This window comes from Enterococcus sp. AMC1252 (assembly GCF_058216515.1).
The window spans coordinates 1,546,062-1,561,487 of record NZ_CM177097.1 but is presented as its reverse complement, the minus strand read 5'-3'; the positions used below and the strand labels follow the sequence as shown (position 1 = coordinate 1,561,487).

The 15,426-nt window shown below is 31.1% G+C and carries 9 protein-coding genes; 7 read left to right on the top strand and 2 right to left on the bottom strand.

From position 1 onward, the window contains the following. The first annotated feature begins 78 nt into the window (after positions 1 to 78). The 7 genes from AC4BB5_RS07395 to AC4BB5_RS07365 all read left to right on the top strand — a co-directional run bounded on the left by AC4BB5_RS07395 (position 79) and on the right by AC4BB5_RS07365 (position 10,181). The gene (locus tag AC4BB5_RS07395) at positions 79 to 1,479 is read left to right on the top strand and encodes a hypothetical protein (RefSeq protein WP_490458709.1); all 1,401 of its coding nucleotides are present in this window, start codon (positions 79 to 81) and stop codon (positions 1,477 to 1,479) included. After that, positions 1,472 to 3,304: an ATP-binding protein gene (locus AC4BB5_RS07390; RefSeq protein ID WP_490458708.1), complete on the top strand. Its 1,833-nt coding sequence runs from the start codon at positions 1,472 to 1,474 to the stop codon at positions 3,302 to 3,304. Before AC4BB5_RS07395 ends, AC4BB5_RS07390 begins: the two co-directional genes overlap by 8 nt. A gap of 89 nt (positions 3,305 to 3,393) precedes the next feature. Then, entirely contained in the window at positions 3,394 to 3,786 is a 393-nt protein-coding gene (locus AC4BB5_RS07385; protein ID WP_490458707.1) for a conjugal transfer protein, read from the top strand. Then, positions 3,770 to 6,220, top strand: coding sequence for a conjugal transfer ATPase TcpF (gene tcpF, locus AC4BB5_RS07380; protein WP_490458706.1), 2,451 nt, complete (start codon positions 3,770 to 3,772; stop codon positions 6,218 to 6,220). Before AC4BB5_RS07385 ends, tcpF begins: the two co-directional genes overlap by 17 nt. Further along, positions 6,220 to 8,253, top strand: coding sequence for a CD3337/EF1877 family mobilome membrane protein (locus AC4BB5_RS07375; RefSeq protein ID WP_490458705.1), 2,034 nt, complete (start codon positions 6,220 to 6,222; stop codon positions 8,251 to 8,253). Before tcpF ends, AC4BB5_RS07375 begins: the two co-directional genes overlap by 1 nt. Positions 8,254 to 8,258: 5 nt before the next feature. Next, entirely contained in the window at positions 8,259 to 9,260 is a 1,002-nt protein-coding gene (locus AC4BB5_RS07370; RefSeq protein ID WP_490459042.1) for a bifunctional lytic transglycosylase/C40 family peptidase, read from the top strand. 18 nt (positions 9,261 to 9,278) lie between these two features. Beyond that, the gene (locus AC4BB5_RS07365) at positions 9,279 to 10,181 is read left to right on the top strand and encodes a conjugal transfer protein (RefSeq protein ID WP_490458704.1); all 903 of its coding nucleotides are present in this window, start codon (positions 9,279 to 9,281) and stop codon (positions 10,179 to 10,181) included. 177 nt (positions 10,182 to 10,358) lie between these two features. Here AC4BB5_RS07365 and AC4BB5_RS07360 read toward each other — a convergent pair whose 3' ends face one another. Both AC4BB5_RS07360 and AC4BB5_RS07355 read right to left on the bottom strand, forming a co-directional pair. Continuing rightward, positions 10,359 to 11,561, bottom strand: a complete 1,203-nt coding sequence (locus tag AC4BB5_RS07360) for a DUF4238 domain-containing protein (RefSeq protein WP_490458703.1) — start codon at positions 11,559 to 11,561, stop codon at positions 10,359 to 10,361. A gap of 56 nt (positions 11,562 to 11,617) precedes the next feature. Then, complete coding sequence (locus AC4BB5_RS07355) at positions 11,618 to 15,406, bottom strand: hypothetical protein (RefSeq protein ID WP_490458702.1); 3,789 nt, start codon at positions 15,404 to 15,406, stop codon at positions 11,618 to 11,620. Positions 15,407 to 15,426: the final 20 nt, after the last annotated feature.

Genomic DNA, 15,426 nt, shown 5'->3' with positions numbered 1-15,426 from the left:
ACTATAAAAAAATATGTACAGAATATATTCTTTTAAGGTGTTATAATGTAAGAAAAACCTTAGGAGAAAAATTTATCCATGAAAATAACAAAAAAAGAATTATTAACCAATGTCTTATTAGAAAAAAACACTACTTTTCTTCTTGGAGCAGGTGCTTCTGCTCCTTTTTTTTCATCTTTAGGAAATTTTGAACTTATACTATCACATCCTTCAATTAGTTCAAATGGCAAAAACCTAATTAAAATATTTTTCTATGAACAATCTATAGCTGACAACTCTTATTTATTAAATTATTTAGGAAATATTTGTTATTGTGGAGAGAAAGCAAAACAAATGGAGCAAATACTAGATGAGTATATTCGTTTTGTGCACAATTCTTTAGAGTTTTTAAAAGTACGAAATAGCAGAGTATCCCCTAAGAGAATGAATATAGTTACTACAAATTATGATTTATTTCTTGAATCTGCGATAGAAAAAAATATAGAAAATAATCCTCGAATTTTTTTTAACGATGGTGCTAATGGATACATGAAAAGAATTTTAAACACAGATAATTTCAATAAAACGCTTCTATATTCAGGTATTTTTGATAATTATTCTAGTGAAATGCCTGTAATTAATTTAATTAAATGCCATGGTTCAATCAACTGGGAAGAGTATAATAAAAGTAATAGTTCAAAATCGAAGATAATAATTACTCCACATTCCAAGTTAATTTCCAAAATAAATGAACTACTCTCCTCTTTTATAGATAAATTGAAACTAGATATAGCTGAATCTGAATTTTTACTGAATAATGATTTTAGTACAGTTGAAGACTTTTTACATCTCCTAAATACCGAAGTTACAGAAAATCTTATTGAAGACATTAATGAACTAGCTAAATTATCAAAAATACAAATAGAACAGACCATTGCAGAAATAGAAAAACTACAAATAGTATTACCATCAAAAAGAAAGTTTCAAACAACTTTAATTGAAGAACACTATTTTAATATGCTACGTTTATTAAGTTATGAACTGGAAAAAGAGCAATCAGCTCTTATAGTTTTTGGCTTTTCATTCTATGATGAGCATATTTCTGACATTGTTCAAAGATCCTTAAATAATCCCAATCTTTTAATTTTAATCATGTGCTACCAAGATGGAAATAAAGAAGATATAATATCAAGATTCAATTTTTCAACACAAGCAATACCTAGTAACATAGTGTTTATTGAGCCAAAAGATTTTCTTAAAGAAGAAATGAGTGAAGAAGAATTTATCATAAAATACGAAGATACTGACCTTTCTCTATATACTATTATAAAAAATAAAGGTAATGTAAAATTATTTAGTAACGATGTTAATAAATCTTTCTACAATAAAACTGAAGTTCCAGTTTTAAATTTTTCATCTTTTAATTCCTTATTGGAAGAAGAGTTCACTAATAAATATCAATCTATTTTTCTGAATGAAGAAGGTGAAGAAATTGAATAATTTAGAAATAGGCGTAGTAGTTGAGGTTAAAGGCTTCATAAATAGAATTGCAACATTTGACAACACCAATCATGCTACTTTTATTCAAAATGGAGAATTGATAAAAAATGTAAGTGTTAATAGTTTTATTGTTATTTCACAAGGATTTGTAAAAATTGTTGCAAGAATTAACTCAGAGTCTATTTGGGATACTCAAAATGGTATTAATGATTATAAATTAGATAGAAGGTTTTCTAAAAATAATATTAAGCGAATTTTAGAAGTTCAAACAATTGGGTATATAAAAAATAACAAATTCCATAGTGGAGCGTCCTTTTTACCAATGATTGGAAATATATGCTCAATACCAAATAGTGATGACATTAACAAAATATATATAAATAACTATGTAGAAGAAGTTGATAACGTTACTATAAATATTGGAGAAAGTTTAATTGAGCAAAATAATATTGCTCTTCCTATAAATTCGTTTTTCGCTTCTCACATTGGAATATTTGGAAATACCGGTAGTGGAAAATCAAATACCCTTCACAAATTACACTATGAGTTATTTTCTATAGAAAGTTTAACAAAAATTAGAGAACAGAGTAATTTTTTGATACTAGATTTCAATGGAGAATATATTCAAGATCATTCATTTGGAATTCCTGTAGGTCATGATAAAGTAGTCTATGAATTAAGCTCAAGGTCAAGTAATTCAGATAAATTCCCAGTAAAACAATCAGTTTTCTATAACGATGAAATGTTAGCACTTTTATTTCAAGCAACAACTCAGACTCAGAAGCCTTTTTTATCTAGAGTTGTCAATGGTCAAAAGAAATATGGTACTGGGATAATTCCTATTAGCAATTGGATTATATATTTAATAAAACAAGTTTATAAAGGTAACCCTGATGCAAATATTAGAAATAAACTTGTTGAGATTTTAGAGCATTATTTTGAGGATGTTGATTTTTATCTACAAGAAATAAAAAGAACTTCAATACATTCTGTAAAAAATTGTTTTATAATGGAACGAGCAGGTTTTACAACAATTTACTTTAACAGTGATTGGAACGACACATATTCATCCACTCTTAAAATCAAAGAACTTAGAGTTTTTTTAATTTCCATAGAATTGGATGCTTTTGAAGAATTTGAGATAAGGTGCAAACTTCAATTGCTAAATGATCTACTATATGGAAATGTAGTTTCAGAACATATTGATCCTTTAATCAAAAGAATAGAAGCTCGCTTAAAATCTATCTCTAACTATATCGAATTAAAGGATTCATTCCCTGAACAAACATTTTTACAAATTATTTCTTTAAAAAATTTAAATCAGGAAGCAAAAAAAGTTTGTTCATTAATAATATCAAAAATGTATTTCGATTATCATAAAAACATTAATGAAGGTAGGAGCTTTCATCTTATTATTGACGAAGCTCATAATATTTTATCGGGTCAATCTGCTAGTGAACATGATAGCTGGAAAGATTATCGATTAGAAATGTTTGAGGAAATCATCAAAGAAGGACGTAAATTCTCTTTTTTCCTGACATTATCCAGTCAACGACCAGCTGATATATCACCAACTATTCTTTCTCAAGTTCATAACTTTTTTCTGCATAAATTGGTTAATGAGAGAGACTTACAAATAATTGATAACTCTATCTCTACCCTAGATAAGATTTCAAAGTCAATGCTGCCAATACTATCTCAAGGAGTATGTATCATATCAGGGACAGCAGTTTCTATGCCGATTACGGTCAAAATAGACTTTATTGAAGATATTAATTTAAGACCAAACAGTGATACTATTACTCTAACTGACACTTGGAAGTAAAATATTTTAAATAATTAAGTTATTGAAGAGTAATCTATATTTATAGTGTAGATTGCTCTTTTTTGCTTTTTAAGAAAGGATTTGATTTGATGAAAAAAATAAAAAGCTACACCAGCATCTGGAATGTAGAAAAAGTTATCTATGCTATCAACGATTTACAACTTCCCTTCCCTATTACCTTTTCTCAAATGACATGGTTTGTGGTATCCATTCTATTTGTCATTCTATTTAGTCATATTCCCCCTCTCTCATTCATTGATGGGGCGTTTCTAAAATATCTCGGCTTGCCCGTTGCCTTTACATGGTTTATGAGCCAAAAGACATTCGATGGAAAGAAACCTTATGGATTCTTAAAATCCATCCTCTCTTATTTTTTCCGTTCTAAACTAACGTATGCCTACAAGCCCATAAAATTAAATACTCAAAAACTAAATGAATCTATTACAATTGTAAGGAGTGAACTTTATGAAGTATCCGATTAAATATGTCGAAAATAACCTGGTATTCAATCATGATGGTGAGTGTTTTGCCTACTATGAATTGATCCCTTATAATTACAGTTTCCTGAGTCCAGAAGAAAAGTTTCAAGTACATGATAGCTTCCGTCAATTGATTGCTCAAAATCGTGATGGAAAAATTCATGCCTTGCAGCTTAGTACCGAATCCAGTATTCGGGCCACACAGGAACGATCTAAAAATGAAATCACAGGTAAATTAAAAGAAGTCGCAACTAAAAAAATAGACGAACAAACCGATGCGTTAGTTGAAATGATTGGAGACAATCAAGTTGACTATCGCTTTTTTATTGGCTTTAAATTATCCCTCAATGATCAAGAAGTGACAATTAAGAATGTATCCAACGAGTTTTGGATTTCTTTACAAGATTTTTTTCACGATGTGAATCATAAGCTTATGGGAGATTTTGTCTCTATGAGTAATGATGAGATTGATCGTTTTTCAAAAATGGAACACCTTCTTGAAAATAAGATATCAAAACGCTTTAAGATTCGTCGCGCATCTAAAGATGATTTTGGTTATATCATTGAACACATTTATGGACAAACAGGAACGCCTTATGAAGAATATTCTTATCACCTACCAACTAGAAAACTAAAAAAAGAGACCTTGGTAAAGCGATATGACCTCTTAAAACCAACACGTTGCTTAATCGAAGAAAATCAACGCTACTTGAAAATTGAAAACGAAGATGAGACAACCTATGTCGCTTATTTTACAATCAACTCTGTTATTGGCGAACTTGGTTTTCCTAACAGTGAAATCTTTTATTACCAGCAACAACAATTCTCTTTCCCAATCGATACTTCAATGAACGTAGAAATTGTGACCAACAAAAAAGCTCTTTCTACTGTTCGCAACAAAAAGAAAGAACTTAAAGATTTAGACAACCATGCTTTTGAAAGTAACAATGAAACAAGCTCGAACGTTGTAGATGCTTTAGATTCTGTAGATGAACTTGAAAGTACCTTAGATCAAACAAAAGAGTCTATGTACAAACTAAGCTATGTTATCCGTGTCTCCGCAAATAATCCAGATGAATTAAAACGTCGCTGCAATGAAGTCAAAGATTTCTATGATGATTTTAGTATCAAATTGGTTCGACCTTTTGGCGATATGCTTGGGCTACATGGTGAATTTATACCCGCTTCTAAACGATATATAAACGACTATATCCAATATGTTACTTCTGATTTTTTAGCTGGATTAGGTTTTGGTGCGACTCAAATGCTAGGAGAAACAGAAGGTATCTATATAGGATATAACTTAGATACAGGAAGAAACGTTTACCTAAAACCAAGTCTAGCTAGTCAAGGTGTGAAAGGTTCTATTACCAATGCCTTGGCTTCTGCATTCATTGGCTCTTTGGGTGGTGGGAAATCTTTTAGTAATAATATGCTTGTTTATTATGCTGTTTTATTTGGTGGGCAAGCTGTTATCGTTGATCCAAAAGCAGAACGAGGAAACTGGAAAGAAACGTTACCAGATATTGCACATGAGATTAATATTGTGAACCTGACAAGCGAAGAAATCAATAAAGGGCTACTTGATCCGTATGTCATTTTAAAACGTCCTAAAGATAGTGAAAGCCTAGCGATTGATATTTTGACGTTCTTAACAGGAATATCCAGTCGGGATGGTGAAAAATTCCCTGTCTTACGAAAAGCGATTCGTCGTGTTACCAAAAGTAAAACGCGTGGTCTCCTACTTGTTCTAGATGAACTACGAAAAGAAAATACGGTTATCAGTAACCATATAGCTGATCACATTGAATCTTTTACCGACTACGATTTTGCCCACTTATTGTTTAGTGAAGGAACTGTTGAACAGTCTATTAGTTTAGATAAGCAGCTGAATATCATTCAAGTTGCGGATTTAGTTCTTCCAGATGCTGAAACAGGTTTTGAAGAATATACGACAATGGAATTATTAAGCGTCGCTATGCTAATTGTCATTAGTACCTTTGCTTTAGATTTTATTCACTCTGACCGTTCTATCTTTAAAATTGTTGACCTAGATGAAGCCTGGAGTTTTCTTCAAGTAGCTCAAGGAAAGACCCTTTCGATGAAGCTAGTCCGTGCTGGACGAGCTATGAATGCAGGGGTCTATTTTGTTACACAAAATGCGGATGATTTACTGGACGAAAAACTAAAAAACAATCTGGGATTAAAGTTTGCTTTCCGTTCTACGGATATTAATGAAATTAAAAAGACACTGGAATTCTTTGGTATTGATAAAGAAGATGAAGGCAATCAAAAACGATTAAGAGATTTAGAAAATGGTCAATGTCTCCTTTCAGATTTATATGGTCGTGTAGGTGTGATTCAATTTCATCCAATTTTTGAAGAATTGCTTCATGCTTTTGATACAAGACCGCCTGTGAGAAAAGAGGTGTCCTAATGAAATCAAAATGGCCTTTAAAGAAAATTATTTTCTCTCTACTTCTAGTTGTTGGAGTTGTTGTTCTTTCATTAATCTTGTTAGGAACTTTTGTCGAAGCTGCTGGGTTAGTAGATGATACCATTAATTCCAGTAATGTTTATTCAAAATACCCTCTTGATAATTATCAATTAGATTTCTATGTCGATAATTCATGGGGCTGGTTACCTTGGAACTGGGGCGATGGGATTGGAAAACAAGTAACATATGGTCTTTATGCCATTACCAATTTCATTTGGACCATTTCTCTTTATCTTTCAAATGCGACAGGTTACTTGATTCAAGAAGCGTACAAATTAGACTTTATTTCTCAAACAACTGATGCAATTGGTAAAAACATGCAAACCCTTGCAGGAATTACGAAACACGGCTTTTCCAGTTCTGGATTCTATGTTGGATTTCTATTGATTCTAGTTTTAGTTTTGGGTATCTATGTTGCTTATACAGGACTATTAAAGCGTGAAACTACCAAGGCTGTTCAAGCTATCATCAACTTTTTCGTAGTCTTTATTTTATCTGCTTCCTTTATTGCATATGCACCTGATTACATTCAAAAGATTAATGAATTCTCTACCGATGTAAGCAAAGCCAGTTTGGATATTGGTACAAAGATTATTTTGCCTAATTCTGATTCTAAAGGGAAAGACAGTGTCGATTTAATACGAAATAGTTTATTCTCTATTCAAGTACAACAGCCGTGGCTTCTTTTACAATACGATGATTCCGATATTGAATCACTAGGAGAATCTCGTGTTGAAAAACTGCTTTCCGTTAGTCCAACACTTAATGATGGAAAAGACAGAGAAACGACTGTTAAAGATGAGATTGAGAATAAGAAAAATAACAATTTGAGTATCACCAAAGCCATTAATCGATTAGGAATGGTCTTCTTCTTATTCTTCTTTAATATCGGCATTTCTATTTTTATCTTTCTGCTCACAGGGATTATGATTTTCTCTCAAGTCCTCTTCATTGTCTACGCGATGTTTTTACCAATTAGTTTTCTGCTAAGTATGATTCCTAGTTTTCAAAGTACCAGTAAAAGAGCTGTTATGAAACTCTTTAATGTCATCATGACCCGAGCTGGTATTACATTGATTATTACCGTTGCCTTTAGCATTTCTACGATGCTGTATTCATTGTCCGCAAGTTCGCCCTTCTTTATGACGGCATTCTTACAGATTTTGACGTTCGCTGGTATCTATTTGAAATTAGGCGACTTGATGAGTCTGTTTGCATTACAAAGCAGCGATTCTCAAGGTGTTGGAAAACAAATTTTCCGTAAACCTAAACACTTAGTTAATCGCCAAACAAGAAAAATCCAACGACAACTCAGTAAAAGTCATACTTCAGAAGGCTCACCTTCTAAAAAGAAAGCAGCAGCTAATCGTAAATCTGTTCCTCAAACTCTCGACAGACAAAATAATGTTCCTTCACCTATTAAACCGAAGCAACCATTATCAGAACGACTTGGGAAAACAACAGGAAATGCGCTAGATATCAAACAACGAGCAAATGATAAAACCAAGCTGCTAAAAGAACAAACAAAAGATTTACCGACTCAAGCTAAATATGCGATTCATAAAAAGAAAGGCAACTTAAAAGAAGGCATTCAAAACTTTTCTGATACAACTAAAAATACACCACAAAAAAATCATGGCGAACGTTTGAAACAACACCAGCAACATAGACAAACAATCGCTCAAAAAAGATTGGAAATGGAACAAGCAAAAACAAGTCGTAAAACTAGGTCACCTAAAACTCAAAATAAAACGAATTCAAAAACACCAAATTATCAACGTCCACTTACAAAAGATACTATCAAACCTTATCCAAAATCTGAAAAAATAAATGCATCAACTACACCAATCATCCGTGAAAATAAACCAGTTAAAAATAAGAATCCTCACCCTAAAAAATCAAAAGAAAATCAAGCTCCTAGGAACACGACACAGAAAAGAAAGCAACCAAACAATCGAGGTTCTAAAAAATGAAGCTAATAAAACTAAAGTTTACTCTACTACTTGGTAGTTTATTTATGATCCTATTTGGCTTAATTTTCTGCGTCACCCTTTTTTTCTCAGATGATGACAGTAATGCTCAAGACTCTTCTGATATAAGTGGGTTGTCTGTTTCAAAGGAAGTTCTTTCTCATAAAAATACCGTTGAGAAATACTGCAAGGAATATGACATTTCAAAATATGCTCGCTATATTTTTGCGATTATGCAGGTTGAGTCTGGTGGGAAAGGTCAAGATGTGATGCAAAGTAGTGAGTCTCTAGGACTTCCTCCTAATACCTTATCTACTGAAGAATCAATTAAACAAGGCTGTAAGTATTTTAGTGAACTTTTGAAATCTTCTACTGGTCTAGAATGCGATGTTGATTCAGTCATTCAATCCTATAATTATGGTGGTGGCTTTCTTCAATACGTTGCTTCTCACGGAAAGAAATATTCTTATGAACTAGCAGAAAACTTCTCAAAAGAAAAATCAGGTGGTAATAAAGTGAGTTATCCCAATCCAATTGCCATCCCTATTAATGGTGGGTGGCGATACAACTATGGCAATCAATTTTATGTGAAATTAGTTTCTCAATATCTAACGGTGACTAAATTTGATAATAAAACTGTCCAAGCAATCATGGATGAAGCGTTGAAGTACCAAGGCTATCCTTACGTCTTTGGAGGTACTAGCCCTGAGACAAGTTTTGACTGTAGTGGGTTAACGTTATGGTGTTTTGGAAAAGCTGGCATAACCCTTCCCAGAATCGCTCAAGCACAGTATGACACCACACAACATATTCCATTAACTGAAGCAAAAGCTGGGGACTTAGTTTTCTTCCACTCAACTTACGATACATCAGATTTTGTTACACATGTTGGCATCGTCGTATCTCCAACTCAAATGTATCACGCAGGAGATCCAATTGGTTATGGAGATCTTACCTCGTCTTATTGGCAACAACATCTGATTGGTGCAGGGCGAATCATTACTAAATAAGAGAAAGGAATCACATTCATGAAAATCAAACTAGAGAGAAAAGAAAAAAGAAACAAAGTCAAAAAAGTTCCTACAATAAAACTAGGAACGCACAAAAAAATGACAACGGCATTATGGCTTTTACTTCTAACAAGTATTGCTTTTGGCGTATATAAAAACTTTACAGCCATCGATCAACATACGACTCATGAAAAAGAAATCATTGAACAACGAGTCATTGATACAAATAAAATCGAAAGCTTCAGTCGAAACTTCATTACGGTTTTCTATTCTTGGGAACATAATCAAAAAGCATTAGATCAACGAACTGAAAAATTAAAAGATTATCTCACAGAAGATTTACAAGTCTTAAATGCGGATATGGTGAGGACTGACATCCCTACAAATTCTACAGTTGAATCCATTCAATTTTGGGATATTAAGCCAATTGATAAAAATAACTTTGAGGTTTTATTTACTGTTAACCAAGATATTACTGAACAAAAAAAGAAACAAACTACTCACTCAGCTTATACTCTTACTATCCATGTGGATGATAAAGAAAATATGGTTATTATAAAAAATCCAACGATTAGTAGCATCCCTACTAAATCAAAGTACAAGCCAAAAGTTAGTGATAGTGACGGAACTGTAGATGCTAAAACTACAGAAGAAATTGATTCATTCTTAAAGACATTCTTTAAACTATATCCCAAAGCCAATGAAAAAGAACTGTCTTACTACGTTAATAATCAAGCTTTAAAACCTATTAATAGACAGTATCAATTTTTGGAACTAGCTTCTTCTAATTATTCATTAAAGAATGATCAAGTCGTTACACAAGTATTGGTGACATACCTTGATCCAATAACTAAAGCTAATCAAACTTCTCAATATAATTTAACTCTACAAAAAGCAAATAACTGGATGATTTTAAACTAATACAATAAAAGAAATCTAACGAGAATTATTCGTTAGATTTCTTTTATTATTACTGTATTTAGTTGTAAAAACTCCAGATTTTTTGACTCACTAATTCTCATCTTCTTAGATATATAACTTGAACTACTTAACATGAGCATCTGCCCTTATACTTGCTCATATTCAGGTATATAAAATTCATCTCATAGGTTCTAAATTTTCTTTCTTTAATAATTCAAATATTTCACGGTCTTTAGATGTCGGAATTTCTTCTTGAGGACCTCTAAATACTTCAATTTCCCGTTCAACTGTATATTTAGGTGAAATAGAATACCGATCGTTTTTTTGATTGTGAATTTCATGGTAAATACTAATACATCTTTCATGTATTTCTAGACAACATTTTTTGTATTTTTTTTCGCTTCCACAAAGACATAAATCATTTCGTTTAACTTTTCCTTCATACAAGCTTCTATACTCACTAAAAATAGACAAATATTCTTTACTAAATTTTTCTTCTGATTTATAAAATTCTATTTCCTTTTTAATTGTATTTATAGATACGTCTCCACCTTGATATACCATAATGTTCCGTTCAGGACTTTTCATGCCTTGACCTTCAGATTTATTTTGTTTCAAAGGAACTTCTTTCATACAAACTGACTTGGAATACGAATTTTTTAAAATAGCTACATTTATTTCATTTGTTTGCTCTTCTGTAAGAAAACAATATGATTTAAATTTGGCATACTTAGGTTTATCACCATGGTAAAAACATAAATAAAATTTTGAAGATATTGGTATTAAAATCATTGTGTCCTTAAAACCAATCTGACGATTAGACATATTGGAAAACTTATTCTTAAACTTTAAAGATACTGTGCTAAAAAATTGATCACTCATACAAAACATTTCAGCTTCATCAACAAGAATTGATAATTCATACCCCTTTAGAATGGTATTTGCAAGCTTAGCTGGATACACGTTACCAATTAGATTTTCTAAAAGCCGTTCAACTCTTTCATTTTTTGGATTATCACTATATGCTGCGTACTCTTCCAGTAATGCACCACTGCGCAAATATAGCAATACATAAAACATCATTAACTTATTAATTTCCTCTTCTGGTAATTCTTGACTGATTAAGCAATTCTCTTCCAATACTTTGACTAATTTATCATGATAAGGAATAAATGCACTCTCAATACGTGCAAAAGAATTCTCAATAGTATTTTGGGGTAATTTTTCATGCTCATAAACAAAGTTCTGACACATAGTATTTCTAATTTCTTTTTTACTTAGATAAGAGTTATTGTACAGTTCAAAAACTTTTTTTCTATTATCAGAAAAGTGTTTCAATATACCTTGTGGGATGTAGTGTTGTTTTTTTGTTACTTGCATTTTCTCCACCTTCCTGATAATTCTAAATACTCTTTACCAATCATATTTATCACATATTAATCAAAGTACCTCTCATCTATACTACTTACAGCCTTAGAACTCCATTCATAGCTATCACTTAAGCGCTTCAGAATCGAAGAAGTTTCTGGATAATCAATTTTTATTATTTTAGCATCATTATTGTATTTTTCTGCCATATGTTTTTCATGATTACTACTACTCCCCCAAAATACTTTAGCCCCCTCATGATTACTTTTTCCTACAACAAAGTTAGGGATAAGGTATTCTGAAACATAAGATTCATAAGCATTTTCTTCAAAAAAATCTCTTATAATTTCATGAGGGAAAATACCATCTTCACCATTGGGTGAGTGGCTTAAAAAAGTTCCTAAAGACAATGATACTGCTTTTTCGTATCCATATTCCTTAGCGATAGTTCTAACATTAGTAATCCATGAATCAAAAGCTTCTTTGTCTGCGGTATATTTATTGCAGCCAGGAATAATAGTTATTCTATCTAGTATTTTATAGAAGGAAATGGAGTTACCATTATTTTTACTTTCTCCAGAATCGTCCAAAAATGAATTTGATACTAATTGAACATAAATTTCTGGCTGTTTAGCTATCAATTCATTTATTGATTGTGGATAAAAATCAAAAGGTAGAATTCCAATGAAATATAATTCCAAAATAGCAATTTTTTCAATATCCTTATTTTTTTCTTGGTAAATTTTTTCAAAAATATTTTGAATATTCTTAGGATCAAGTTTATCTGAATTGTTCATATTATTCTCATCATTTATATACTCTCGTAATGAGTACAATAAAAATTGTAAAACTTTGTAATCATTATAGTCGGAATAAGCAGTTGAATTAATCGCTTCTACTACTCGACCATGCTCTACCTGTTTACGTAGATAATACTCAATCTCATCTTTATTTAAGCGAACCACAGAAATACATGGCGAATTTTCCCAAAAGTAATTTTGAAACAAAGAATCGTGCTTTTCTACTTCTTTCCACAAAGTCATACTGTGTTCAGTTTGACAAAATATATCCGCTTTTTGTTTCCAACATAAACTTGAATCGTTCTCTAATGTTTTAAACATAGTTTCTAAACCGTCTCTATTCAAGAAGAAAAGAAGTGAACTAAATAAAATAGAATTGATTTTTTGTACTTTTAATAAAAACTCAACATCAAACTGTCCCTCTAAAACTTCTTCAACAATTATTTTTGCAAAATCAGAAGTATCTTCGATAAATTGACAATAGTCAATCATCTCCTCTAATCCATAAACTTTTATAATCTCACTTGTTGCTTTTTTTCGCTCGATATAAACTAACGCATCTTCTTGTTCCATATCATACTTAATTGAATCGGAATAAGGAACAGGATTATTGATTGGTGGATTATATTTACACAAATAAACAAATTTCATAATATTATTAGGTTCTACCAAAGGCAATAGATCTTCCAAAAACTTAATAGTTTTTTCTGGCAGATTGCTTTCACTATCGATATATTTTTTATTGTTAAAAATAGTTTTTCTTACGTTTATTGATATCGGAAATTTTTGCTCTTCATTAAAATATTCAATATTAGTTTCAATTAGTTTTTTTATTTTCTGTTCATTTCCATAATAGAAGTAATCAATGTTTTTAAAGATAATTTCGTATACACGAATATCTGTTTCATTAATATTCTCAAAATAAACGTCTACAACCTTATTTCTAAATGATTGCAAATCACCATATGTTAAAGATCTTTTTTCATATGGATCCGTGAAATCAACCCATTCAGGTTTACTTATTGATATTAGTATATGATTATTATTATTTCCACTCATCTCATCGATAATTTTTAAACCCACATCAGGATAGTCACGAATAATTTTCCCTAATAACTTGGCTAATTCATCTTTAGATAATATAGTTTGAGGAAACATCATGTTAAAAACTTGATTCAAACTTGATTCTGGCGTATCTCCATTTGGAAGAGTAAACTGCTTTTGCGCTATTCTAACCAATAATAGTATCGCATCTACAGCGTAGTCTTCCATCCAAAGCAACCTCTCTATCGCCCACAATAAATGGTGATATACATTCCCTGAAAATAAACTATTCCCTTCTCCTACATTAAATATCTCCCAGAACATACTCTCTGGATTTCTGAGTTCTTTTTTTAATTTATCAATCACAACCTGAGGACAAGCTTCAGAAATTAATGGAAGAAATTCTGCAATTGAAAGCCATTGTTTTTCTGAGTTTATTTCGCTCAATATCTCTTTCAATAAAACATTTACGACCGTTTTGGTTGAACCAATAAATGTACTAGAGAACATCTCATCTCTTTCTTTTAAAAAAATCAATGAAATTAACAACCCTTCAATAAGCTGTTTTGAATATTTATCGTTTTTTCCTAAAATTGCTGCCATACTTCTTTCTTCAGTCGGTAAATCATATTTAGGAGTTGTTTCTGAAAAAATTAAACTTATTACCTTTTTCAGGTTTTCAATATCATTTTTTTTAATTTTTTCGGCCAAAAATAACCACATGTCTTGAACTGAAACTACTCGATACACATTGCCAATATTTATAATTGGAAAGTCTTCCATTTTTGTCCATTCTTCAAGTTTTGATAAAAATCCACTTGAATCTTTAGTCAATATTTTAAGTACTTCAATATCACCTTGCGACTCTGTATCTATATAACTGACTAACATAATGGAAATTAAATTTGCAGTTTCTTTGTTCATTAATGAAAGCCAGCCCGGTCTCTTTACCAAAGGATTGGTTGATAATTTTCTGTACAAAGGAAGAAAACATCTTTTTGTATCTTTTTCAAGATCCGAAATTTTATCATGTGAAATATCTAATTCCAATAGATTTTTTTGAAACTGCTCATGCTTAAATTTACTAATTTCTATACCTTCAAAATTTTCCGAAATGTTAGCAAGTGGTGTAAATTTACTAATAGGTAATATCGCACTAATAAAGTTGGGACAAGAGATATCATCATCAATTGGAAATATCGGAACCAAAACAATGTTTTTATTGTCTAATGATATGACCTTATTCCATGTTTCTCTGTCTTTTATAAGAATAACTTTATGGTCTATCTCAATATCGATATTTTTCATTGCAGCAATTAAGAATAAAGTTGCTTCTAATGACGACTCTGCTTTTATAAAATAGTACCCTTCACTTTTTATAATCCACTCTTTAATTTTATCTACTTTTTCTTCTCTATTATTAATGAAAAATTTATCTGTCAATTTAGGATTCGTTGTTTCAGTTTTTTCATCCCAATATTTTTCAATAGTCGAAATACCTGAAATATTTCCGTTTATTATTTCCGATAGCCAAATGGATACAGCAGGGTTTTCCTCAAGCCATAAACACAATATTTGAGCATCAAGTATTTTAATATCTTTCCAAGTGTAATTTTTTTTGGTCGCAATAATTTTATCAGGTACAGATATTCTATGACTCCAAATTTTTGATGATACAAAAATAAAATTCGTAATCTCTTTAGTTATATTCAACGGATTTTCAGACCTTTTTTTTATATCATCATCAAACTTATTCAATATGTTCCCATTTGTTCCAAATTCAAATACAGAAACTCCTTGTGGAATATAATTTGTACTTTCATCAACATTCAAATAACCATCATAACCTGGAAACTGAATACCTTTTCCATAAGGAAAATTAAAATCCTTAATCTGATTAAAACTACTTAATACTAATCTTGCAACAATTTCTGGTAAAATTTCTTGTGCGCGTCTGCTATTTTCACTACTCCAACTATCTAATCTTTCTGGTGTGATTTTTTCAAATATCATTTTTTACCTCCATAAATAAA

Bases quoted from the DNA above. Each gene is read 5' to 3' on its own strand.
- AC4BB5_RS07395 (WP_490458709.1), top strand. From the start codon at position 79: ATGAAAATAACAAAAAAAGAATTATTAACCAATGTCTTATTAGAAAAA.
- AC4BB5_RS07385 (WP_490458707.1), top strand. From the start codon at position 3,394: ATGAAAAAAATAAAAAGCTACACCAGCATCTGGAATGTAGAAAAAGTT.
- tcpF (WP_490458706.1), top strand. From the start codon at position 3,770: ATGAAGTATCCGATTAAATATGTCGAAAATAACCTGGTATTCAATCAT.
- AC4BB5_RS07375 (WP_490458705.1), top strand. From the start codon at position 6,220: ATGAAATCAAAATGGCCTTTAAAGAAAATTATTTTCTCTCTACTTCTA.
- AC4BB5_RS07365 (WP_490458704.1), top strand. From the start codon at position 9,279: ATGAAAATCAAACTAGAGAGAAAAGAAAAAAGAAACAAAGTCAAAAAA.
- AC4BB5_RS07360 (WP_490458703.1), bottom strand. From the start codon at position 11,561: ATGCAAGTAACAAAAAAACAACACTACATCCCACAAGGTATATTGAAA.
- AC4BB5_RS07355 (WP_490458702.1), bottom strand. From the start codon at position 15,406: ATGATATTTGAAAAAATCACACCAGAAAGATTAGATAGTTGGAGTAGT.